Raw genomic sequence first — 23884 nt, forward strand, 5'->3', positions numbered from 1 at the left:
CCCCGCTTCTCCCCGCTCACTGACGTCGGCGAAGATGGGGCCTGCCCCATTGGCCGCCCGAGCAGAGGAGTGCTTGCGCAGATGCCCGCTTCCGGTTCCCCGTCCGGTTCCAAACCTCCGACGATCGCCGATGTGGCGCGCGTCGCGGGGGTGTCGCGCACGACCGTCTCGCACGCGCTCAACGGCCTGGGCAAGGTCGATCCCCGGACCCGGGAGCGGATCAAGCAGGTCGCCCTGGACCTCGGGTACCGGCCCAACTTGCGGGCGCAGCGGCTGCGTACGGGCCAGGCGAAGGCCATCGCACTGGTGTCGTCCATGCCGTTCGCGGTGGCCGGCGGACCGTCGCGGCTCGGGTTCTACATGGAAGTGGCCGCTGCCGCCGCCGAGAGCGCGCTCGTCCATGACTACGCGCTGGTGCTCGTGCCGCCCGTGCAGTCCGAGTCCGCGCTCTACTCCCTCGACATCGACGGGGCCATCGTGGTCGAGCCCGACATCGATGACGCCGCGGTCACACAACTGCGCGGGCGGGGGCTGCCGTACGTCGCGCTCGGCCGGCCCGTAGCGGCGGACGACCGTGCGCCGTACGTGGATCTGTGGGGGGAGGAGGTGGTGACCGTGCTCCTGACGCATCTGCGGGAGCAGGGGGCCAGGCACCCGGCCCTCGTCGTGGGTTCGGGCTCGCGGCATTCGTCGGTCGACGCCCGGTCCGCGTACGAGCGCATCGCCGCCGAGCACCAGTGGACTCCCCTCGTCGAGGCATGGCCCGAGACGGGCGGCGAGGAGGAGGCGTACGAGCGCTGCACGGCACTGCTCGCCGCACATCCCGAGATCGACGCGGTCTGTGCTCTGGTGGACGCGTTCGCGGTCGGGGCGGTTCGTGCCATCCGGGACAGCGGGCGCTCCATCCCGGACGACGTCATGGTCGCCACCCGCTACGACGGATTGCGTGCCCGTACCTGCCAACCACCCCTCACCGCGGTCGACCTGCATCTGGAGCGGGCGGCGTCCGACGCGGTGGAATTGCTGCTCGCGGGGTTGCGCGGCGCCGCGGCCGCACCCGCTCCGGCCGCGGCGCCCGCGCCCACCCTGGTCGCGCGTGCTTCCTCGCTCAGGCCCCGGCGATGAGGACGGTGCCGGAGACCAGCGCGAAGACGAGCACGAACAGGCGCATCCTGCGGGCGTCGATCCGCTGATGGACCACCCGGCTGAGCCAGGCGCCCACGGCGATCGCCGGGAGCAGCGCGGCCGCCCAGCCCAGATCGGCGACGCGTCCCTCCCCGGTGGCGAACAGCAGCGCCAGTGACGCCACTTCACCCACCAGGAAGCAGGCGGCGACGGTCGAGCGGAGCTCGGCGGGGGGCCGGTGCTGATAGACGAGCGCGAGCGGGGGCCCGCCGACGCCGGTGGCCGTCTCCGTGAGACCGGTCACCAGGCCCGCGCCGACATACGCGACGCGGCCCGGCGCGAAGGCGGGTGTGGCCAGGCTGACGAGCGCCGCGAGGACGGTGGCGCCGCCGACGAACAACCCGACGCTGTGGTCCGGAATGAGCCACAGCAGCGCGAGCCCGCCCGGTGTCGCGGCCAGCCGGGCCGCGGCGATCCAACGGGCCCCCCGCAGGTCGAGCGAGCCGCGTTCGCGCCAGGCGACGTACAGGTTGAGCGGGATCATCGACGCGAGGACGAAGACGGGCAGGAGTGACGGATCGACGATCCCGGCCACCGGGGCGACCACCAGCGCGAAGCCCAGCCCGCTGCCGCCCTGGACGAACGCGGCGATCCCCACGGTGACGGCGAGGATCACCAAGGTCTGAGTGGTCACTGTGCTGTGCTCCGGTTCCGTGCTGCGGGATGGTTCTGTGCTGCGGGATGGTCCTGTGTGGGTGCGGCCTGTGGGGTTGCCGCCTGTGGGGTTGCCGCCTGTGGCGTCGTGTTTCGTGCAGTGGTCGTGGTCTGTGGTGTCGCGCCCCATGGGGCCGCGTCCGCGCCCCGTGGCGTCGCACCCCGTGTGGTCGCGCTCCGGGCGGCCGTGGCGGTGGGGTGGGCGCGGGTGATGGGTGCCCGCGCCACCGCTGTCCTGGCCAGGGCCGCTGCGCGGCGGACGAGCGCGGGGCCGTCCCAGTCGGTGGGCTGCCCGTGCCACATTCGTAGCCGGCCGGCCACGAAAACCGCGCTGATCTGGTCGCGGTTGCCGCGGCGTACCAGCTCCCAGGGCAGGTCCCAGGACAGCGCGAGTTCGGGGGTGGAGACGTCCACCAGAAGGAAGTCCGCCGCCGTCCCGACGGCGATGGTGCCCGTGCTGCCGCCCAGGCCGACCGCGTCCGCTCCCCCGGCAGTGGCATGCTCCAGCCAGGTCCAGCCCGCCCCGCAGGACGAGTCGCCCGTGGTCAGTCCGTAGGCCAGGCGTTGGGCGAACTCCGCGGCCTCGGCGAGCCGGAAGCCGTCGCCCCGGGTGCCGTCCGTGCCGATGCCGAAGCGGACGCCGCGCTCGGCCAGCGTGGTCGCGGGGGCGACGGCGTTGCCCTTCCAGGCGCTCGCGACGGGGTTGTAGCTGATGGCGGTTCCCGTGTCGGCGAGGAGCGACACCTCCCGAGGCGCGAGCAGGGTCGTGTGGGCGGCCAACAGGTGGGGGCCGAGCGCGCCGACGCTGTCGAGGTGTTCGAGGGGCCGAAGGCCGTGCCGCAGCAAGGAGCGCTCGATTGCCGCGAGGTGTTCGTTGACATGCATCTGCACCACGGCTCTGGCCTCGGTCGCGAGGCGTCCCGTCGCGTGCAGGGTGGCGTTGGTGGCGGCCTCGGGGATGGAGATCGCGAGGGAGGGGTGGATGAGCGGGTCGTCGGTGTACGCGGCGAGATGCTTCTCGGCGCGCTCAAGGACCACGGCGGAGTCCTGGTCCTCTCCGGCGTCGTCGCAGATCAGGCCGAGGACGCAGCGGATCCCCGCGTCCCGTGCGGCGCAGGCGACGACGTCGGTGTCCACGTCGGCGCGCGTCCCGGCGTCGGTGACCGTGGTGAAGCCGCCGCGCAGCGACTCCAGCGCGGCGAGCTTCGCCGCGACATAGGCCGATTCCTCGTCCAGTGCGCCTTCGAGGGGCACCCACACCCGGCGGAATATCTCCGACGGTTCACCGAAGGCGAGGGCCGCGCCGAAACTCTGGGTGAGATGGTGATGGCTGTCGACGAAGCCCGGCATGAGCAGATGGCCCGGCAGCCGCAGAGCCTGGAGATGCGGGTAGGCGCGCTCCACTTCCTCGGTCGGCCCCACCGCCTCGAACGAGCCCGCGCCGACGACCACCGCGTACAGCTCCATGACTCCTTCCGGCAGCAGGACGGCGTCGGGAATGAGGAGCAGGGGGCCGCGCGCGCGCAGCCGGTCCTGGATGTGCTGGTTCATCGGGTGCCTTCGGTGCGCAGTTCGGAGCGTACGGAGAACCGGGCGGCGATGGCCGGACCGGCGTGGTGGAACAGGACGTTGAGGACGGCGGCGACGAACGCGCCGACCGCGACGCCGCTTTCGAGGAGGATGCGGACGGTCGAGGGGAACCCCTGGTAGACGTCGGGGACGAGGATGGGCAGCAGGCCGAGGGCGAGGGCGACGGCGCAGATGAAGGTGTTGGTGTGCCGGTCGAGGTCGCAACGGGCGAGCATCTGCACGCCGAGTACGGTGATCACCGCGAAGACGACCATGGCGGTGCCGCCGACGACCGGGGCGGGCACGACGCTGATGGCGCGGGTCACGGGTGCGAGGAAGCCGATGGCGATGAGTACGATCCCGGCGGCAGCCGTGACGTACCGGCTGCGGACGCCGGTGACGCGGACGATCCCGATGTTCTCCCCGCTCGTCACCATCAGCGGCATCCCGAACAGGCCGCCGAGCGCCGAGACGAGCGCGTCACCGCGGATCGTCCTGGGCACCGCCACGCGCTGATCGATCTCCTTGCCCACCGCCTCCGCGTTGATGACGGTCTGACCGGTCGCCTCCGCCATGGACGCCAGGCTGTAGAGCATCAGGGGCAGGGCGGCCAGCACGTCGAACCTGGGCGACCCGAACGGCATGAGCCGCGGCATGTCCACCCAGCCGCCCTGCGTGAGATGGCCGAGGCTCACGTCGCCGAGGAACAGCGCGAGCACGGTGCCGGCGACGAGGCCGAGCATGACGGAGAGTTGGCGCAGTACGCCGCGGAAGAGGAGATGGCTCACGACCGTGAACCCGATGGTCGCCATGGCGAGTCCGATGTGGCCCGGGTCGGCGAATCCGTGCTCGCCGGGGCGCCCCGTGACCAGGACCGCCCCGACCTTCACCAGATTGACGCCGACGATCACGATCATCGTGCCGATGACCAGGGGCGGGAAGTACTTCAACAGCCGGGCGAAGAGCGGCAGTACCGCGAAGGTGAAGAGGGCGGTGAGCATGACCGCGCCCGCCGCGACGCGCAGCCCGTGCTCGTCGGCGATGGCCAGGAAAAGGATCAGCGGCGCGCCGCCCGGCAGCATGACGAACGGCAGCCGGGGCCCGAACTTCCACAGGCCCAGCGACTGGATCAGCGATCCGACGCCGGACAGGACGAAGGCGGCGGAGAGCAGGTCGACGGTCAGCCCCGCGTTCAGGCGCAGGGTGGCGCTCATCAGGAAGATGGCGGAGATGGGAGTGGCCGCCATGACCAGCACGTGTTGCAGCCCGAAGAGCAGGATCCGACCCAACGGGCGGGACTCGTCGACGGGGTGGGGGGACTCGGCGCCGACGCCGGGAACGGGCGCGGCGGACGGATGGGCCGAGTCTCCGACTGATTCGGGGGTGGCGGACAAATGAGCTGCGTCTCTGACTGGTTCGGGGGCGGCGGACGGGGAGCGGCGGGGACGTGACACGTGCGAGCTCCGTTCGGTTCGCGAGCGCGGAATTCAGCCGTGGACCGGCCCGGACGGGAGCCACACACGATCGGCCAAATCGATTTGGCCGCCAGTATGGAGAGGCCGGAGAAGCGGCGTCAAGAGTGAGGGCGTGGCGAAGTGGAGCGCGCACTTCCATGCCGTGTCGCACGGGCGCGGGGTTCAGCCACGGGCCGGGGCGGACTCAGGGCCGGTGCGGGCAGGGCGCTGCCGATGACGTCGTCGCCCATCACCAGGTCGAAGACCTCGATCGCCTCGTCGGCGGCGCCCTGCGGCATCACCGAGGCGAACGCGACCGGGGGCCAGGCCCCGGTTGCCACCGAGGTCGGCGACCGCCCTGGGCGCGGGCGGCCTTCCCGCAGCGGATCAGCGCCTGGAGGCGCCGGGGGGATCGAGGACAGGTCCCAGCCGCTGCCGCCCAGGGCGTTCAGCGACTCATCCCGCTCCACGCCCTTGGCCACCCTGCCCTCCGAGATGTCCGGCGGGAGCGGCGCATCCGGTCCATCTCCGATATCCGCTTCCTGGCGGGTACGACGACCAGCTGCTGAAGCTGCGCGGCCCGCTCGGGCATGGGCGCGCGGCCGCGAGGGTCGCCCACAGCGCTTCTCCGCCCGCTGGTACATCCAGCGAGTTGTTCTGCGGCGTCGTCCACGACGGCGGCGGAGACGTCCTCGGGGTTGTCGCAGAACCAGCAGATCACCGAGTACCGGCGACAACCCCACGACGACCCCGTCCGCCGCGGGGCGAGCAGGTAACGCGGGGCCACGAACGCCGCGATGAGGACATCGCCCGGCTCTCCCCGCTCAAGCACCGATACCCGAACCTGCTGGCACCACCCGTTCGCGTGATGTTCGCCGAATCGGCCGCTGTCAAGCCAGGCATACGACGCCGCATGCTTGAAGATCAACTTCTCGATGACATGGCGCGAGAAGGCGGGCCCCCTTTCCGATGACTTCATTCGCGGCGCAGGACTGTACGGTGCTGGCCGGACGAGCCGGCGACCCTTGCCTGGCCCCGGCGCTGCTGGAGGACATGTTCCGGCTGCGCTACGAGATCTTTCACCGGCGGCTGGGGTGGGCCGTTGACGTCAGCAACGGACGTGAACGCGACGAGTTCGACGACCTCGACCCCGCCTACGCCATCGCGGTCCATCGCCCCAGCAACGCCGTGGTGGGCTGCGTACGCCTGCTGCCCACCGCAGGCCCGAACATGCTCAGCGACGTGCCGGCCTTCCAACCGGCCCTGCGGGGCCGGCCCGCGCCGCGCTCACCGCACGTCTGGGAAGCCAGCAGGTTCGCCATCGACCCCCGAGTTCGCCACGGACCAGCAGGCACGCCGAGGCCCCACCTCAACCCCCGAGGATTCCAGGCCGTTCCCCGGGCGCTGCTGGCCGCTGTCGGCGACTACGCGGCAGATCGCGGGGTCGACGAGCTCGTCGGACTCTCCGGAGTCACCGTCGAAGCCATGTTCCACGCCAGCGGCATCCCGACCACCCGCATCGGCGACCCGCCCTGCCGCATCGGCTCCGTGCTCTGCACGGCCTACAGCTTCGCCGTCGCCGACCTTGTCGCACTGGCGAACCGGGTTCCGCACACGGCCACATCGGCCGAAAGCATCGTGACTGACGTTCTCGCAGAGGCCCCCTCATAGTGTTCCCACCTCGGCGGAGCCTTCGTACGGCGCCACCGCGATCGCCGTCGGCCGTTTCCGCTCGCTGACGGTCAAGGACGGCGCAGTCCACACCTGGGGGGAGAGCCGCGACGGGCTGCCCGATGTCCCGGCCGGCCTCGGCGCCGGGGCCACCGCGACCGCTGCCGGCCCCTCGACGGCACCGCAGCGGTCCCGGCCCAGCGCAAAGGCCGCCACGAGTACGCCGACCGCTTCGCCCGCTCGGGGCCGACCTCTGACATCACACGCTGTCAAAACCTGTGACGGCCACGCCGGTTCTCTGGTCCGTTCCTACCGGACCCCCGGCCCTTACCGTCCGGCTCCCGGACCCCCGCCGCGCCCGGAGCGGGACGATGACGACGACATCAGGCGATGCCGCCTTCCAGATACAGGGACCATGCCAGGAGGGCGACGCCGGCCGTCGACAGCAGGGTGCGCCAGACGTTGGCGCGGACCCAGGGGCCCTCGAAGGCGCGTCGTACCGAGGCCGGGTCGCCGAGGGTGGCGGCGGGGCCGGCGTGCTCCAGGCATTGTTCAGGGGGATGTTCACTTTGGCGGTGACGGCCATCGAAGCACCGCAGCAGACCAGGGCCGCGATGAGCGCCGGCAGGACGTCGCGCCCGGTGGACGGCACGTGCAGGAGCAGGGCCAGGGCGGTGAAGACGAAGGCGCCGAGGTAGCCGAGCAGGAACCACCCGTTGAGGATGGCCGTATTGACCCGTTGCATGACCTCGACGGCCGTACGGTCGCCGACCAGCCTGAGGCCCGGCATCACGGCGACGGAGAAACCGTAGAACAAGCCGCTGACCAGGCCCATCGTGACCGTGGCCGCCACCAGCGAGACCCAGCGCGCGGTTTCCATCGTGCCCCCTACTTGTGCGTCCTCACCGACCCCGGGCCGTCGCACCGGGACGGGAGTCGAGGGCGGAGGACGGGAGCGGCGGACGGGTCATGGAATCGTCAAGTCACGGCGATCATACGGATGCAGAGGGCCCCGGGGGGCCCATTTCGCACGGGGGCAAGCCACTGTGCGCCACCGAGCCGGGCCCCCACTGCCCTGCACTACCGCACTGCCCTGTACTGCTCTGCGCACGCGGCATACGGGCATACGGGAAGGCCCGGATCCTTAAGGAACCGGGCCTTCCCGTTTCTGCCGTCTACGCAGTAGCGGGGACAGGATTTGAACCTGCGACCTCTGGGTTATGAGCCCAGCGAGCTACCGAGCTGCTCCACCCCGCGTCGGTAAACACCACCGTACGCCATCTCCAGGGGCACCGTTGACCAACAGCTTCCGGGCGCCCCCGGGGCGCGGCCTTCATAAAGGCTCATCCACCACTGCCTCAACCGCCGCCGCCTCCACGCGCAACGCCTCAAGCGCTCGACGTCTCAAGCGCGCTCGACGCGCAACCGCTCACTCACCCACTCACTCACCCACTCACTCACCCACTCGCCCACTCACCGCCTCGCTCAACCGGCGCGGCGCGTGCCCCGGCGCGTCAGGTGTCCGCTCATCGCGGCGGCGGAGTCCAGAACGCCATGGATGTAACGGCTCCGGGTGGAAGCGCCGCGCATCTGACTCCGCGAGGCCAGGAGAGCCACGGCTCCCGCCACCGCCGGCCCCTTCCACACCGCGACCGCGATCGCGTCACGGTTTTCCAGGGGCGACGGGCCGACCGCGAAGCCGTCCTCGCGGATGCGGCCCAGTGCACCGCCGACGCGGGGGCCCTCGCCGAGCGCGGCCAGAATCGCCAGCCCGCAGGCATCGGCTTCCAGGGGCGCACGCCACAGCTGCTGAACCGACTCCCTTGACGCGGCGAGCAGTTCACCACTGTGGGAACCCAGAACGCGCTCCGCGCAGATCCGTACAGGAGGTCCCACCAGAAGCGGAACGTAGATCATGGCGATCTGGCCGGTACGCGCCTGGAGGGCGACCAGCTCGGCCCGGATGGCGGGCGAGGTGTGTCCCACGGGGGGCGGAGACGCAGGCGCGGTCCGGGGGGCGGCCGGCGCGAACTCGCGTCCCTCGGTGAGGGCGTAGCGCCCTCTGCTCCCCCGCGACTCGACCTCGCCCGCTTCCATCAGAGCTCTTAAGTACCGGTGCGTGGTGGCGCGGGGAAGCCCGGCGCGGGTGGCGATGTCGGCCAACGGGTGCGAGCCCGGTCCCAGGACACGCACCGCCCTGAGTACGGCGATCGTGCGGGCGACGGCACTGCCGTTCCCCTCCGGTGGCGACATGACAGCAGCAGAATGCGACAACGCGAACTCCCCCTCGTGGTTGAGGCCCTTCGCGACTCCCACATCGCGGCCGGGCCCAGAGCGATTCTGCTGAACGGAGCCCGGCCCCTGCCAGGCCCACCATTTTCCGGTAGGTGAACTTCAGGAACGACACGTTCCTGTAATTCGAATCCCCTCCTCCACTCCCCGCCGGAAAGCGGGCAACAGCCGGGGCAGGCCGGGCCGGAGTCGACTCCAGACATCACAGGACTTCACAGACTTCGAGGGCCCTTTCGTGCTCGCGAGCACCCGTCAGTAGCGGTTCAACACAGTGTGAGTAGCGCAACCCAGGGCTCTCACCAGGCAATTCACCGCTCATTGACAGCAAGGATGAGGTGCAGCAGTATCGCTTGTGCACTCTGACCGGCCGCAGGCCGAGCGCCGCACGACGCTGCTCGCCACCGCGGCCGGGCAGCGACACAGGGGGTGGGTTGACGGTGAACAACAAGGAGGCTCTGCAGCAGTTGCTGCGCTCGAAGAGAGCCCAGGGGGATCCCACGGAACTCGGCCTGCGCCGCCTGACCGGGCGTGGCCGGCGCTCGGCCGGCCTCTCCCAGGCCCAGATGGGTCAGGCGCTCTACGTCTCGGAGCGCACGTACGCTCTGCTGGAACGCGGTGAGATGTCGGCTCCCTCGGCGGAGTTCCTCGACCACGTGGCGCAGGTCCTGCGGATGGAAGAGCGCGAACGGGCCGCCCTGTACGTGTACGCCCTGGGATACGAACCTCCCCACCCGCTGGACCCCGACGCCGGCACCCATGTGCTGCCGGCCTGGCAGAAGGCAGTCCAGCAGGTCACCGCGCCCAGTTACGTCGTCGATGTGGCCTGGAACATCCTGGCCTGCAACGACGCGTTCATCCGCATGTTCCCTCAAGTGCCGGGCACCGAGCCGCGGTTGCCGGATCAGAACACCATGCGATGGCTGCTCCTGCACGAGGACGCGCGCGAACACCACCTGGTCGACTGGGAGAAGAGCTGGGCCGGTCCCGTGGCGGCCCAGCTGCGCACCGCGGTCGCCTCGCACCCCAACAACCAGGGGCTCCAACGTCTTGACGAAGAGGTCAACGACGACCCGGTGGCCGGCCCCGTCTACCGCCAGCACATCGCCCACGTCCACCCCGACGGCGACGTACGCCGCATGCGCGACGCGGGGACACCGCCGGCGCCCGGCTCGCCGGGAGACCGGTGCTGCCCGCGCCACGCACCCTCCCAATTGGGAACGGTCACGATGTGCGCGGCGGGCCCCTTCGCCTCACCCGGCACCCGCTTCTTCATCCTCGTCTTCGAGCCCACGCGGTGAACTCGCCCGCGTCAAAGCCCTGTTGTGCCAGACCGCCACCGTCCTTGCCGCTGCGGCCATCGGCCGAGCTAGATTACGTAACCATGACCTCCACAGCGCGACTCATTCCCATAGCCCCCGGAGTGCACGTCTGGGCCCCCGACGGGGCGGACCGCTGGGGCCTTGCCAACTGCGGGCTCATCGCCTCCGGCGGCGAGGCCGCCCTGCTGGACACCCCGTACGCCCTGGACCTGACCGACACCTTCCTCGCGGCGGCGCGCGCAGCGGCCCCGGACGCACACATCGGCACGGTGTTCACCACCCACGGCAACGGCGACCACAGCTGGGGCAATCAGCGGGTCACCGGCGCACGGATCATCTCCACCCGTCGCACCCTCGAGCACCAATGCCTCGAACCGACGCCGGAGCAACTCCGCGCCCTCATCGAGGAGACCGACCCCGATCAGCCCCTGGGCTGGTACTTCCGCCGCCACTTCGGGTCGTTCGACTTCAGCGGCATCACCGTCACACCACCCACCGACACCTTCGAGGGGCGGCTCGACGTACGCGTCGGCGACATCCTCGTCGAGCTGCACCAGACGGGGCCGGCCCACACCGTCGGTGACCTGATCGCCCACCTTCCCGAGCAACGCGTGGTCTTCACCGGCGACATCGTCTTCGCGGGCGATCACCCGTGCCACTGGGCGGGCCCCCTCGCCAACGTCATCACCGCATGCGAGGAGATCCTGGCGCACAACCCCGACCACATCGTTCCCGGCCACGGTCCTCTCCTCGACCAGGACGGCCTGCGGACGCACATCCAGTACCTCACCGACCTCGCCGAGCAGGCCCGGGAGCTCCACGCACGCGGCTGCACGCCCACCACTGCGGCCCAACACCTCATCCGCGAGAAGCGCTACCCGGGACTCGGACTCGAAGAGCGCCTCGCCATCACGCTCGGATCGGAATTCCGTCACCTCAACAACGATCCGGCGGATCCCGAGATCCTCTCGCTGGCCATCGAGGCCGCCACCATCGCCTGGCACAACAACACAGCCCGCCGGCCCGCCACTTCACCCAGCTGACCCTCCCCCGCGACCTCCCGGCCGTCCCAGCCGGCGGAACACCGACCCGCCACGGTCCCGGCCAGTGGAACGCCACCGGCCCGCAGCGGCCATCGTCTTGCCTCGCCCGGCCCGCGGGGCTCAAATAGCCACATGGTGCTCATCCGAACTCCAGCGGGGGGAGAGCACCAGCACACCGAACAGGTCTCCCACGACACACGTTCGGTGCACGATCGGGTTCAGCGCGACAGGGGACATGTCTGCACCCGATCAAGGATGCCGCCGTCGGCCCCCTGGCGGCGGCATCCTCCATTCCCCCTCTCCTTCCTCCCCCTCCCCCTCTGCGCTGGTGCGCTCTGCTCTCTGCTCCCTGCTCTCTGCGCTGTGCTCGCTCCGCAGGGAGTCATGCCGCCACCTTCCCACCGCCTTGCGCGGCGCCCTGCTCGTCCCGCACCGAACGCGGCTCCGCGAGACTCCGGCCGCGCGTGCTTTCCATCCCGCGCCATTGCGGACGCAGCCCAGCCAGGTTCGTGGTGAGGAAGTACGTGGCACCGCAGACGAACAGCACCGGAACCAGTCCGACCGCGGTCACCGCCGCCCCGCCGATCAGTCCGCCGAGCGGGATGCCGGCCCAGGCCAGCGAGTCGCCGAGGGCGTTGACCCGGCCCAGCATCCGGCGCGGCACGCGCTCGACGAGAACGGCACCCAGCACCGGATTGACGAAGCCGCCGCCGAAGCCGCCGACCGCGAAGACGACCAGCACCACACCCAGCGGGGCATGGAAGGCAAGGATCAGGAACCTCGGCGCCCCGGCCAGCAGGAATCCGGCGAGGACCACCATCCGTCGTGGCAGCCGGTGCGCGGCCACCGCGGCGATCAGGCTTCCACCGACGGCCGCGGCCCCCATCACGCTGCCCATCAGACCGATCACGGTCGGACCGCTGTGCGACTGCCTGGCCCAGACGGGTATGAGCACCGAGATGAACGCGGCGTCCAGCAGGTTGGTAATGCCGATCATGACGATGAGGGTGCGCAGGAGCGGTTCGCCGCGGAGGAAGGCGAAGCCCTCTCCGAACCGTTGCCAGTAGCCCGGTCCCGTCTCTCCGGCAGGCGAGAGGGGTTCCTCGGCCGCACGCCCCATCCCGCGCGGCAGCGCGAGCTTGATGATCACCGATCCGAGGGCGAAACAACCCGCGTTGACAGCCAGTCCGGTCAATGGACCGAGCAGCGCCACCAGGGATCCGCCGACCGCCAGGCCGACGGTGGACGCGAGCCGCTCGATCACGCCGGACAGACCGGTGGCCCGCTCCAGCGGCACCCGGCCGCGCTCGGCCGCCTCCGGGACCATGACGTCCTTGGCCAGGTCGCCGGGTCCCCTGGCCGCGCCGATCAGCGCGACCAGAACCAGCAGGAGGGGAAAAGAGAGCCGGTCCAGGGAGTGGAGCAGGGGAACCGAGGCGGCGGCGGTCGCGCTGACCAGATCGGTGGTCCACGAGACGGCCCTCGGGCCGGTCCGGTCCACCAGCGGACCGGCGAGTGCCTTGACCACCACGTAGGGCGTCATCTCACAGAAGGCGACCAGTCCTGTCTGGGTGGCGCTTCCGGTGGTGACGAGAACGAACCAGGGCAGGGCCACCACGGAAATCCGCGTTCCGGTCAGCGACACGGCCATGGCCGCCAGGACCCCGCCCAACGGGCGTAAGGACCTCCGGCCGGACACGCCGCCGGTCGCCACGGTCTCGGCGGTCATGAGGTCGCGCTCCCTTCCTCGTCCTGAGGGCGGGAAGCACGAGGGCCGGAAGCCCGAGGGCGGGAGGCGAGGGACGCTGTGGCGGACGCATCCAGTTCCGGCAGCATCTGCGTGATCACGGCGACCCGTTCGGCTCCCGCGGGGGCGCTCGCCGCCGTCTCGGGTGCGTCTCGCCGGTAGCGCGCGACGACTTCCGCCAACTCCCGGTACAGGGCGGTGGCTTCATCGGGTGTGAGCCGCAAGGCCCAGTCGCTCATGTCGAAGGTGTTCCGCCATGCGCGGGGCATCGTCTGCAGGTCGTTCAGGGCCTGCTGCGTGCGCAGGGCGTAGATGGCGGCGACGGACTGCTGGTAGGCCAGTGCGGCCTCGGGCTCGCGTTCGGCCAGCTCCGGATCGTTGAACCACGTGGTCCGGTGCACCGAACGCCACCAGCGCTCCCGCGCGTTGCCCCGCTCGGTGTCCTCCTCGACGAATCCGGCCGCGCCGAGCTGCCGGAGGTGGTAGCTCGCCGTACCGGAGTTCACCCCCAGCCGCTCCGCGAGTCGGGTGGCCGTCGACGGGCCGTACTTCCGCAGCAGCCCGACCAACTGCACGCGCACCGGATGCGCCAGGGCACGCAGCCCCTTGGCATCCAGGACAACCGAATCATCGTCAACGCCTGGGCCGTCGGGCCCTTCCAGTGCATCAGCCATGCGGGACACGATAGACCGCGAAGACTTCTTCGCAAAGACTTCTTCGCAAAGAACTCTTTGTGGTTCGTTCGGTCCGCTCGCGCCGTCTCGCTCCTCGTCCAGCGCCGACCGATACGGAGGGCCGATCACCTGGGAGGTGCGGCTCTCAGTGGTGTTCTCGCTGGTGTTCTCGCTGGTGGTGTCATTCGTCTTCGGCCGCGAATGCCTGGGCGACCGCGAGGCTGTCCTCGTAGACGTGGTGGCGGGTGACCAGGCCGTTTTCGAAGGTGAGGTGCAGGGCGAACCGGGCACGGTACGCACGCCCGGTTGAGCGGGCGGTCTGACGGATCTCGCCGATCACGACGGCGTCGTTTCCGTCGACGAGGATGCGCTCGACCTGGGTCGCCACCTCTTCCGGCACGTGGTGCTCTGCGATGTCGCGATAGTGGGCGGCCACGTCCGCCCGGGTGGAGCGGTGACGGATCCAGGGGGTGGCGGCACGACCGTGCTCGGCCTCGGGCCAGTTCAACTTCCAATCGCCCCGCTCGGCGTACAGCGCGGCGACGCGATCGGGGTCGCCCTCACCGATCGTGCGCAGCAACTCCTCAACCGCGGTGCGGGTGTTCGGGGATGTGGCTGTCGATGTGGCCGTGGACATGGTTGGCCCCTTCGTATGGCTGCGTGCGGCTCCGTGTGGCCCGCCTCGTGCTCACGTGGCGAGAACCCGAAGCTAGCCGCAACGCCCGGCCGGGACGATTACCTCCGAAGTAAGTAGCCGCCGGCCCCGACAGGATCCACCTGTGAGGCGCACGCTAGATGCTCCGGGTGTAGCGCAGCTCCGTGAGCTCCACGTCGTCGTAGGTGTCGCTCTGTTCCTCGCCGTCGGCCACGTAACCGGCCTTCTCGTAGAACCGTCGCGCCCCCTCGTTCCCGCCGAGCACCCATAGCGCGACGGTGCCGAACCCCCGCGCCTTCGCGCACGCGTGGGCCGCGTCCAGCAGGGCGCGGCCGATGCCCTGTCCGATCAGGTCCGGTCGAACGTAGAGGGCGTACACCTCACCCACACGGGACTCGGGCGTCGCTCCCCGGTAGGGACCGACACTCACCCACCCCACCGGACCGGCACCGGCGTCGGCCACCAGATCGGATCCCTGCCTGCGCGGGTCGGACATCCATGCACGGCGTTGGCGCGCGTCGTCCTCCACACTCATGCCGTCCAGGTAGGGCTGCGGGACGAGGCCCGCATACGCTGCCCGCCACCCCAGCACCCGCACACGGGACACGGCCTGGACGTCGGCCCCGGTCATCTCACGTACGTCCACCATCGCCCCACCCTATGTGTGCGAGTTGTGCGCGAGCCGCACAAGAGAGAGCGGTGCCCACCCGCGCGGGCGAGACAGATTGCGAACTTCAGGAGACTCCGGTCGACGGGCGGGGCAGAAGCGTCCCCCCCTGCGACGAGCCTCGCACTGCCCCGCCCTCCCGGCACTGCCCCACCCTCCGGGTCCTCCGGGCGCCCAGGACGTTCAGCGAAGTTGGCACGTCCGCGCGCCTATGGGGTCAGGCACCACATGACGTCGGACCGCGTGCCGGCGGCCACTCATGTGGTGCGGACACGCCGTCAGGCGCCGGCCTGGACCGGGCCGATGACCGTGCCGGCGCTGACGGTCAGCCGGCCGTGCGCCGTCGACTCCCCCGGGATCACGCCTCCCGGCGCCCTGAGCGTGAAGGCCGCTTCGTCGGCCAGGGCGCCGCTCCTGCCGTTGGGTACCTGGATGTCGAAGTGGACCGGGTGGCCGGGACCGAACGTCACCACCTTGTTCTGCGCGCCGTACCGGCCCGCAGTGACCCGGTCCGGGGTCCCGTGGTGGGAGAACCGCACACCGGTCGGCGACCCGGCCAGCCGGCACGCTTCGTACCCGTGTGCCGCGGTGAGGGTGACACGGTAGTGGCGGTGCCCGGAGGAAGCGGGGGCGTCGGTGATCTTCGCGAGGTGGTTCGCCGGGCGGCACGCGGAGGGAGCCTGGGCGGTCGAGGGCGACGACGCCTGGGCCACTCCCGCTCCCACCACACCGGCCAGCACGGCGGCGGTGGCGGTGGCCGTAGCGGCGGCGACGATCTTCCGGGCGATACGCATCACGCGTACTCCAATCCTGTTCGCGGCCCACGAGCGGACCGCTGGAACCGTGGTCACCCTCCTACCTCCCCGCCGAGCGGATCCACCAATGTCATAAAACCGTCACAACCAGACCAAACACACACTCGGTGCGATGCTCATGGGGTCGGGGCGGTGGCCTCGACGGCGAGGTGGGTGGCCAGTTCCGTGCGCCGGCGGACACCCAGTTTGCGGAAGCTGTTCGTCAGGTGGGTCTCCACCGTGCGCAGCGCGAGGCGCAGCAGCGCCGCTATCTCGGGGTTGGAGTGGCCCTGTGCGGCCAGTGCGCAGATCCGCCGTTCGCTGCTGGTGAGGGCGTCGGCGCCGGTCTGGCAGGCCGCGGCCCTGCGGGCACCGGCAGCGGCGAGGAGGTCCGCGGCGACCGTACGCAGCCGGTCCGCGCCGATCCGTTCGGCGTGCCGGGCGGCGGCCCGCAGGCTTTTCCGTGCGGCGGTGAGACGGCCGGCGTCGCGGAGCATGCGTCCGTGGGCGGCGAGGGCGGAGACGAGTTCGGGGGTGGTGTCGGTCGTGCGCAGCAGCTCGACGGCCTGTTCGACCATCTCCAGGCCCGTCCGGCTGCCGGTGGCGGCCCCCAGCGCGCACATCGCGCGCCCGACGCAGCGCGGGGTGCCCCAGCGGCGGGCCGTCTCCAACTCCTCGGCTGCCAGGGCGACGGCCGCGCCGGGGCGGCCGAGGAGCAGGTGGCAGTCGGCCGCGGCGGACCGCCACGGGGTGACGATCGGACTGTTCACCTGTCGCGCGCTCTGCCGGCGCCCGCACTCCAGGAGGTCGTCGAGTGCGGCGGCCGGGTCGCCCTCGGCCAGGCTCAACAGGCCGCGGGCGTACAGGAATTCGTTCCATTCCCAGGATCCGTGGGAGCTGTCGGCGGCGATGGAGTCCGCGAGCCGGCGGGCTGCTGCGACGCGGCCCGTCTCCGTGAGGGCGATGACGGCCTGGCCCACCAGGTGCGCGTTGCCCGAGCCCGAGGAGACGGGGTGTGCGGGCGACCCGGCCAGCACGCCCCAGCCGTGGCACGCGTCCAGCGTTTCCCGGTAACGGCCGCGCATCACCAGGCTCTCGGCGCGGACGCTGAGCAGACTCTGATAGCCGGGGTCGACCAGCGGGCCGTGGTGTCCGGACATGCCGTCCTCGACGAGACGGTCGGCGAGGTCGAGGTGGTCGGCCCACTGGGCGAGGGTGGCGGCGGAGGCGAGTACGTACGTCCGGGAGAACGGGTCGGTTGCTTCGGCCGTCACCTCGCGGGCGACCGTCGCGGCCTCGGTAGCCGACAACCGGCCGCTGGTGGATTCGAATTCGGCCAGGAGGGCGCGGGCGGCCGGCGCCGGGCGCCCGGGGGAACGGGCGGCCAGCCTGCGCAGCCGGTCCACCGTTTCGAGCCAGCTGTGTCCGTCGTGGGAGGCGATGAGGGCCGCGGCGCCCTGGACCGCGTAGGACAACTCGGGCTGGTCGGTGAACCGTTCGGCGAGTTCCTCCATCACCTCCAGGGCGGTGGAGGTCTGACCGCGGGCGGCGAGCGCGGTGCCGAGGGCGTTGGCCGCCTTGAAGACGCTCTCGTCGGATTGCTGTTCCAGCCGTACGGATTCGGCGAGGTGCCGTACGCCCAGGGCCCGTTCCGCCGGGCCCAGCGTCACTTCGAGGCTGCCCAGTTCCGTCAGTACGGCGCCGCGCCGGCAGGGCGGCAGTGGTTCCGCCAGCGCTCGTCGCAGGAGATCGACGGCCTGCTCCACCCGCCCTTCGCGCCGCGCGGTACGGGCGGAGCACAGCAGGGTCTCGGCGGCCCAGGAGGGGCCGCTCCCGCCCGCCGCCAGGAGATGGGCGGCGACCGCCTCGTCGGATGCGCCGCTGTGATGCAGCAGTTCGGCGGTCGCGCGGTGCGTCTCGGCCGAGCGGGGAAATCTGTGGGGTGCCGGCCGCGGGCGGAGCGGGGCGGGGGCGGGTGGCTCCCGCAGGGCCGCCGCGGTGGCGCGGAAGCGGGCTTCGCCCTGGCCGGCGCGCGCCGCGGCACCGGCCGGCGTGCCGTGCGCAGGGTCCGGGGCCCGGGAGGCGGGCGGAGCCCCCTCGCCCGTGGGCCGCCATCCCCTCAGGGGTGCCCACGCGATCTCCCAGCGGTTGCCCTCGGGGTCCGCGATGCAGGCCGACCGGCCCCCCGAGGGGTGGTCCGCGGGTTCGGCCACCGCGATGGCGTCGGCGGCCACCGCGGCGGCGAAGGCCGAGTCCACCTCCCGTGCGCTGTCCACGGAGCAGGTCAGCGTGATCCCGGCCCACCCCGTGGCGCCAGGGGCGCCGCAGGGCGTCGTGCCGGGCGGCTCGGCCGCGGGATGCAGCACCAGGAGCACGCCGGCGAGCAGGAATCCGGCCCGGCCGTTGCCGCTGCCGGGTAATTCCGCCCATCCCAGTCCGCGGTAGAACCGGCGCAGTCGCGGCACGTCGCGTGCGCCGAGGGTCACTGTGCAAAGACGTGAAGGCACCTCAGACATGATCAAGATCTTGCAGTTGAGGCAGGCCGGTTGACAACAGGGGCGCCGCGCAAGGCGCCGGCCGGTCCGCTGCCGCACCCGGGCCTTAGGTTCGTGGTCTTCCACGATGCCTCGGGTGCGCGGGTGCCTGCAGAGTGGGAATCGCTTCGGACCGCGGCGGTCCGCAAGGCCATCCGGTGCGGGGAGCGAGCGTTCCGGGCGGTTGTGGAACGGATGTGTTCTGCGTCCGGACATCCTCGGGGTTCATCGGGACTGCCTCGACGATCGGGAGCGTGATCTCATGGACAACTACCTTCGGTACTGCCAGGCCGGTTCGGACTTCTACGACCACCCGGGCGACAGCGCCGGCGAGAGCTTCGAGCCGACCGGCCGACGGCCGCCCGAGGGCTGGTCGCTCTCCCACGACGACGCCTGGAGCCACTTCGTGCCCGACGGGCACGAGTTCCCCGAGCAGGGCTGGAAGGTGCACGTCTCGGTCGTTCCGCGGGACGCCGCCGAGGTCATCGACATCGTTGCCAAGCACTGTTTCGGGCGCCGGCTGCCGTTCAAGGTCCTGACCAGCCCTCGGACGCACCGGCGGATGAACAGCAAGTACGCGCCCCGCGGCAGCAGCGGCAAGCTCATCACCCTCTACCCCTCGGACACCGGCGAACTGCACAGCGTGCTGGCCGAGTTGTCGGTGCCGCTCGAGGGGCGTGCGGGTCCGTACATCCTGAGCGACCTGCGCTGGCGCGAGGGACCGCTGTACGTGCGCTACGGCGGGTTCCGGCGGATGCACACCGTGGACGACAAGGGGCACCGGGTGCTCGCGATCCGCCGGCCCGACGGCGCTCTGGAGCCCGATGTGCGGGGCCCCGGCTTCCGTCCGCCTGCCTGGGTGGAGGTGCCGGACTTCCTCAAGGAGGAGATGGCGGCGACGGCCGCGGCCGGGCGGGCCGAGCCCCCCATGCCGTACACGGTGGAGAAGGCGCTGCACTTCTCCAACGGCGGCGGCATCTATCGCGCATCGGATCCGGATTCCGGCGAGCTGGTGGTGCTGCGCGAGGCGCGGCCGCACGCGGGGATCGACGGCAAGGGGGACGACGCGGTCGCGCGTCTGTACCGGGAGGCACGGGCGCTGCAGGCACTCGGGGACCTCGACTTCGTACCCTCGTTCAAGCGGACGTTCACCGTCTGGGAGCACCACTACCTGGCTCAGGAGCACATCGAGGGCAAGACCCTGTGGGACTTCCTGGCCGCCCGCAATCCGGCGGCCCGCGGGTCCGCCGACCGCGCCGACTTCGCCTCCTACACGAAGACCGCGCTGGGCATCCTCGACCGGATCGAGGCGGCGCTCGCCACGCTCCACACACGGGGTTACGTCTTCGGCGATCTGCATCCCCGCAATGTGATGGTGCGGCCCGACGGGCGGATCGCGCTGGTGGACTTCGAGGTGGCCCACCGGCCCGGTCTCGATCCCGCGCCGGCCATCGCCTGCCCCGGGTACGTCGCCGAGCACGCCTCGGCCGGCACCGCCCGGGACACCTATGCCCTCGACTGCGTGCGCATGGCGCTGTTCGTGCCGCTCACCCTGATGCTGGACCTCGACCCCCACAAGGCCGCGGAACTCACGGACGCGGTCGGTGAACTCTTCCCCGTTCCACCGGAGTTGACCCGGCAGATCCGCTCGGGCCTGAAGCGGCCCGCCACGCCGGACAGGAACGGCCCGCGGCCCGCCGGGGCGTTCGCCGCGGCGGCCGAGGACCTCGACGGTGACGCGATGCGCACGCTCATGGGCTCGTTGGCGGACGCGATACGGGCGAGCGCCACGCCCGAGCGCGCCGACCGGCTGTTCCCCGGCGATCCGAGGGGCCTGGACGACGGTGGCTACAACCTGGCCTACGGCGCCGCCGGCGTCCTGTACGCCCTGCGGTGCGCGGGCATGGAGACCGACCCCGGTCATGTCCGATGGCTGACGGACACGCTCCGCCGGGCACCGGCGGCCTGCGGACTGCACACCGGCTTCCACGGCGCCGCCCTGGTCCTGCACGGCCTCGGGCACGAACAGGAGGCGTACGACGCGCTCGACCGCGCCGCACCGCAGGCCGCCTCGACCCGGTCGCCCGACCTGGAGGGCGGGCTCGCAGGAGCCGCCCTGGTGCTGCGCCATGTGGCCCGTGCCACCGGCGACGCGCACTGGCGGGACGAGCTGGCCGCCATCAGCGTCAGGCTCGCCGACATCGTGACCTCGACGGCCGCGGGCGGCACCGGCGTCCGGGCCGTCACCCGGCCGGGACTGATGTACGGGTTCACCGGAGCCGCCCTGTTCTTCCTGCGCCGCTTCCAGGAAACCGGTGACGCCGCCCATCTCGACCACGCCCGGTGCGCCCTCGATCTCGATCTGGCGCACCTGCGCACGGACGACGTCGGCGAGGTGGCCCTGGCCGACGGCGGGCGGCTCCTGCCCTACCTCGGCTTCGGCGGTGCCGGGCTCGCGGAGGCCATCGCCCTCTACGGCCGGTACCGGCCGGACGAACGGCTCGCCGCGCTGCACCGCGGGATCCTGCGGGCCTGCCGGGCACCGTTCACCGTGGAACCCGGTCTGTTCATGGGGCGCGCCGGGCTGATCACGACACTCGCCTCGCAGGAGACCCGTCCGGCCGTGCTGTCCACGCTGGCCGGCCATGTCCGCCGCCTGTCCTGGCATGCCGTACCGCGCCACGACGAACGGACCGGGACGTCCGGTGTCGCCTTCCCAGGGCATCAACTCCTGCGTCTGTCCATGGACTTGAGCAACGGAACGGCGGGAGTGCTCCTCGCCCTGCGGGCCTGCGAACGCGCCGCGGGCCCGGCACCGGGCCCGGCGAGGACGGACCCGGCCGATGCGGCACGCGCCGAGTCCGCGCGGGCCGAGTCCCGGTGGGCCGAGGCGGCCGGACTGCCCGCTCCCCCCATCACGCCCGCTTGAGGGCGCCCAGAGTTTCCGGTGCCGTCCGGCACCGGATGGTCCAACACCACAGGAGGCACGCACATGAACGCGATTCTCGAGCTCCAGGAACTGCCCGTCGACGAGATCGACGGCGAGGGTGAACTGGCCCTCATGAGCACCTCCAGCAACCACTGCACCGGCCTGACGATCAACTAACGCACGGACACCCGTGGCCCCGGGCGCCGCCACCTGGCGGTGGCGCCCGGGGCCCGGCACAGGGAGAGGCGGAGGGACGGCGATGGCGGGGACGACGGCGCCGGCTCTGCACCGCAATCCGGCTTACCTGCGCCTGTGGGTCTCCTCCACCCTCTCCTCGCTCGGCACCTTCGCCTCGCTGGTGTCCCTGCCCCTGCTCGTCCTCGCGTCCTCGGGAAGCCCGGTCGGTGTGGGCCTGGTCGGTTTCGCCGGTGCGTCGTGCATGCTGCTCGCCCTGCCCTGGGCCGGGCTGCTCGTCGACCGGGTGGGGTGGCGGACCGTGATGGTGCGGGCCGACCTGGTCCGGGGCATCGCCTTCGGGGTCCTGACGTACACGGTCATGACCGACCGGGTGGGTCTCGCCGGGATTCTCGCCGTCAGCGCCGTCAACAGCGCACTCGGTGTGCCGTTCGCCTCGGCCGCGGCGACCGCGTTGCGCGCGGCCGTGCCCGCGCGGCAGCGGTCGGCCGCCCTGTCGGTCAACCAGGGGCGGGCCGCCGTCGTGACCATCCTCGGGCCGCTGGCCGGAGCCGTCCTCTACGACGTCTCGCCCGCCCTGCCGTTCGCCGTGGACGCCCTGTCGTTCTTCGCCTCCGCCGCACTCATCGCGACGCTGCCGGCCGCCACCGCGGGGCCCACCGGCCGGCCGGCCGCACGCTGGACGGACATCACGGCGGGATGGCGCTTCCTGCGCGGCCACCCGTTCCTGCGGTACATGACGCTCAACATCGTCGTCGCCGACTTCGGGATCAACGGCGTCATCGTGGTCCTCGTCGTCGGCGCGTCCCTGTCGGGCGACGCGCTGGGCACGGGCTTGATCACCGCCTGTACGGGGGCCGGGAACCTGCTGGGTTCCGCGCTCACGCTGCCGGCGGTACGGAGGCTGCGCCCCCGCACGCTGATCCTCGCCGCCACCTGGAGCGGCGCCCTCGCCGTGGTGGCGATCGCGGTGACGGACGGCGTGCTCGCGAGCGCGCTCCTCGCCGGCTGCTTCTGCATAGCCACCCCGGTCGTCGGGGTGCTCACCAACAAGGCGCTCCTGGACGATGTGCCGCAGGACATCCTCGGCCGGGTCCAGAGCGTCTTCCAGACCGTGCCCCGGCTCGTCGCGGCCACCGGCCCGGTGGCCGCGGGGCTTCTCCTCGCGGTGCTGCCCGCGCGGGGTGTCGTGCTGTTGTTCGCGGTGCCGCTGGTGGCGCTGGCGCTGTTCAGCACGCTGACCCGGGCTTCGCGGTGGGGTCTGGGCGACGCGGCGCGTCCACCATCCGCCGCTCCTGACCGGGGTGCCTCATGAAGATACGTGTGCTGGATCGTGCCGAACACCGCGGCGCCTTCGACCTGTTCCGCGACAGCCTGCACCAGCCGCCCGTCTCCGACGGGGACTGGGCGCAGCTGTCGCCGTCCCTGGAGCCGGGGGGTGTACGGGGTGCGTTCAACGACGGGCGGCTGATCGCCATGCACCAGTCCATGCCCACGCGGATCGTCGTGCCGGGCGGTCAACCGGTGCCGGTCAGCGTGCAGTTCAGGTTCGCGGTCGGCATCGGGCACACCCGCAAGGGTGCGGGGACGGCGCTGATGACGCAGGCGCTGCGGGCGACGCCCGAGCCGCTAGCCCTGGTGCGGCCGAGCGAGGGCGGGATCTACGGCCGGTTCGGATTCGCGGTGGCGACCCGCTGCCGCGACGTGGTGGTCGACCGGCGCCGGGCCGTTCTCACGCCGGACGTACCGCCGGGCGGGCATGTCGGTGTGCCGGATCAGGGTGAGGGCACGGCAGTGTGCCGCGCGGTGTACGAGCGGGCGTGCTCCCGCCCCGGCGGCATCGGCAGATGGCCCTGGTACGAGCAGCTGTTCACCCACGAACTGGCCGCCGCCGGGCTGTTCTCGCGGGTCGTGGTCCACACCGGCCCCGACGGCCCGGACGGGTACGTGCGCTACCGGGTCGGCGGGGGCGGCGCGGCGGGGGCGCGGCGCACGGTGCTCGACGTGGAGGAGATGCACGCCCGTACCCCGGGGGCGTGGGCGGGACTGTGGCGATACGTCCTCGGTATCGAGCTGGTCGACGAGGTACGGCTGCGGGGGCGCCCGCTCGACGAGCCGGTCGAGTGGCTGTTCACGGATCCCCGGGCGTGCCGGGTCACCGATGTCCGCGACGAGGTGTGGCTGCGTGTTGTCGACGTACTGGCCGCCCTGCGGGCCCGCACGTACGGCGTCGGCGACGGCGTGGTGATCGCCGTCCACGACCCGCTGCTGCCCGGCAACCGCGGGCGGTACCGGGTGGGGAGCGGCGAGGTGCGCAGGACCGACGATCCTGCTCAACTCGCCCTGTCCGTCAGCTCGTTGGCCGCCCTCTATCTGGGCGCCGTGCGCCCTTCGGCGCTGGCGGCCGCGGGAGGCGTGAGGGTGCTCGACGCCGCGGCGCTGCCCGCCGCCGACCGGCTGTTCGCAGCGGCACGGGAGCCGTGGTGCGGCACCTACGTCTGA

At 71.7% G+C, this 23884-nt stretch carries 19 protein-coding genes, 1 tRNA gene and 1 pseudogene; 8 read left to right on the forward strand and 13 right to left on the reverse strand.

All coding sequences use genetic code 11. The annotated features are described in order from the left end of the window. Positions 1-81 precede the first annotated feature (81 nt). On the forward strand, positions 82-1125 hold the full coding sequence (locus tag OG432_RS01135) for a LacI family DNA-binding transcriptional regulator (protein ID WP_328306750.1): 1044 nt from the start codon (positions 82-84) through the stop codon (positions 1123-1125). On the opposite strand, the gene OG432_RS01140 is transcribed toward OG432_RS01135, so the two are convergent. Genes OG432_RS01140 through OG432_RS01150 form a run of 3 tightly spaced genes read right to left on the reverse strand, consistent with a single transcriptional unit; the run spans position 1109 to position 4802 of the window. Next, complete coding sequence (locus OG432_RS01140; RefSeq protein WP_328306751.1) at positions 1109-1819, reverse strand: sulfite exporter TauE/SafE family protein; 711 nt, start codon at positions 1817-1819, stop codon at positions 1109-1111. The two genes, OG432_RS01135 and OG432_RS01140, sit on opposite strands and share 17 nt — an antisense overlap. Beyond that, positions 1816-3390 carry an amidohydrolase family protein gene (locus OG432_RS01145; RefSeq protein WP_328306752.1) on the reverse strand — a complete coding sequence of 525 codons (1575 nt, stop codon included), beginning with the start codon at positions 3388-3390 and terminating at the stop codon, positions 1816-1818. Before OG432_RS01145 ends, OG432_RS01140 begins: the two co-directional genes overlap by 4 nt. After that, a complete protein-coding gene (locus OG432_RS01150; protein WP_328306755.1) occupies positions 3387-4802 on the reverse strand; it encodes a uracil-xanthine permease family protein in 1416 nt (471 codons plus the stop codon). Before OG432_RS01150 ends, OG432_RS01145 begins: the two co-directional genes overlap by 4 nt. Before the next feature lie 1029 nt (positions 4803-5831). Here OG432_RS01150 and OG432_RS01155 point away from each other — a divergent pair. Then, complete coding sequence (locus tag OG432_RS01155) at positions 5832-6533, forward strand: acyl-homoserine-lactone synthase (protein WP_328306757.1); 702 nt, start codon at positions 5832-5834, stop codon at positions 6531-6533. 259 nt (positions 6534-6792) lie between these two features. On the opposite strand, the gene OG432_RS01160 is transcribed toward OG432_RS01155, so the two are convergent. From OG432_RS01160 to OG432_RS01175, 4 genes and pseudogenes are all read right to left on the reverse strand, one after another. Then, positions 6793-7413, reverse strand: a complete 621-nt coding sequence (locus OG432_RS01160; RefSeq protein ID WP_328306759.1) for an anthrone oxygenase family protein — start codon at positions 7411-7413, stop codon at positions 6793-6795. A gap of 303 nt (positions 7414-7716) precedes the next feature. Next, positions 7717-7790: transfer RNA gene (locus OG432_RS01165), tRNA-Met, on the reverse strand. Positions 7791-8018: 228 nt separating this feature from the next. Next, the gene (locus OG432_RS01170; protein ID WP_328315370.1) at positions 8019-8519 is read right to left on the reverse strand and encodes a hypothetical protein; all 501 of its coding nucleotides are present in this window, start codon (positions 8517-8519) and stop codon (positions 8019-8021) included. A gap of 147 nt (positions 8520-8666) precedes the next feature. Further along, a pseudogene (locus tag OG432_RS01175) lies at positions 8667-8786 on the reverse strand (helix-turn-helix domain-containing protein); the annotation flags it as partial. Between the two features lie 476 nt (positions 8787-9262). Here OG432_RS01175 and OG432_RS01180 point away from each other — a divergent pair. Further along, positions 9263-10123, forward strand: a complete 861-nt coding sequence (locus OG432_RS01180; protein ID WP_328306762.1) for a helix-turn-helix domain-containing protein — start codon at positions 9263-9265, stop codon at positions 10121-10123. Between the two features lie 83 nt (positions 10124-10206). Beyond that, the gene (locus OG432_RS01185; RefSeq protein ID WP_328306764.1) at positions 10207-11187 is read left to right on the forward strand and encodes an MBL fold metallo-hydrolase; all 981 of its coding nucleotides are present in this window, start codon (positions 10207-10209) and stop codon (positions 11185-11187) included. Between the two features lie 382 nt (positions 11188-11569). Here the strand turns inward: OG432_RS01185 and OG432_RS01190 are convergent, their stop codons facing one another. From OG432_RS01190 to OG432_RS01215, 6 genes are all read right to left on the reverse strand, one after another. Continuing rightward, positions 11570-12916, reverse strand: a complete 1347-nt coding sequence (locus OG432_RS01190) for an MFS transporter (protein WP_328306767.1) — start codon at positions 12914-12916, stop codon at positions 11570-11572. Next, a complete protein-coding gene (locus OG432_RS01195; RefSeq protein ID WP_328306769.1) occupies positions 12913-13608 on the reverse strand; it encodes an ArsR/SmtB family transcription factor in 696 nt (231 codons plus the stop codon). The genes OG432_RS01190 and OG432_RS01195 overlap by 4 nt, the downstream gene beginning before the upstream one ends. Positions 13609-13789: 181 nt before the next feature. Then, positions 13790-14245 (reverse strand): nuclear transport factor 2 family protein, encoded by a 456-nt coding sequence (locus tag OG432_RS01200; RefSeq protein ID WP_328306771.1) that lies wholly within the window; start codon positions 14243-14245, stop codon positions 13790-13792. 154 nt (positions 14246-14399) lie between these two features. Then, the gene (locus OG432_RS01205) at positions 14400-14912 is read right to left on the reverse strand and encodes a GNAT family N-acetyltransferase (protein WP_328306773.1); all 513 of its coding nucleotides are present in this window, start codon (positions 14910-14912) and stop codon (positions 14400-14402) included. A 296-nt stretch (positions 14913-15208) separates the two neighbouring features. After that, entirely contained in the window at positions 15209-15724 is a 516-nt protein-coding gene (locus OG432_RS01210; protein WP_328306775.1) for a DUF4232 domain-containing protein, read from the reverse strand. A 137-nt stretch (positions 15725-15861) separates the two neighbouring features. Further along, positions 15862-18231: a LuxR C-terminal-related transcriptional regulator gene (locus tag OG432_RS01215; protein ID WP_328306777.1), complete on the reverse strand. Its 2370-nt coding sequence runs from the start codon at positions 18229-18231 to the stop codon at positions 15862-15864. Positions 18232-18520: 289 nt separating this feature from the next. On the opposite strand from OG432_RS01215, the gene lanKC reads away from it, so the two are divergent. From lanKC to OG432_RS01235, 4 genes are all read left to right on the forward strand, one after another. Then, positions 18521-21187, forward strand: coding sequence for a class III lanthionine synthetase LanKC (gene lanKC / locus OG432_RS01220; protein WP_328306779.1), 2667 nt, complete (start codon positions 18521-18523; stop codon positions 21185-21187). Between the two features lie 63 nt (positions 21188-21250). Beyond that, positions 21251-21364 (forward strand): class III lanthipeptide, encoded by a 114-nt coding sequence (locus OG432_RS01225; RefSeq protein ID WP_328306781.1) that lies wholly within the window; start codon positions 21251-21253, stop codon positions 21362-21364. Between the two features lie 82 nt (positions 21365-21446). Continuing rightward, positions 21447-22697: an MFS transporter gene (locus OG432_RS01230; protein WP_328306783.1), complete on the forward strand. Its 1251-nt coding sequence runs from the start codon at positions 21447-21449 to the stop codon at positions 22695-22697. Then, positions 22694-23884 carry a GNAT family N-acetyltransferase gene (locus tag OG432_RS01235; protein ID WP_328306785.1) on the forward strand — a complete coding sequence of 397 codons (1191 nt, stop codon included), beginning with the start codon at positions 22694-22696 and terminating at the stop codon, positions 23882-23884. The genes OG432_RS01230 and OG432_RS01235 overlap by 4 nt, the downstream gene beginning before the upstream one ends.

Source organism: Streptomyces sp. NBC_00442 (genome assembly GCF_036014195.1).
Lineage (GTDB): Bacteria > Actinomycetota > Actinomycetes > Streptomycetales > Streptomycetaceae > Streptomyces.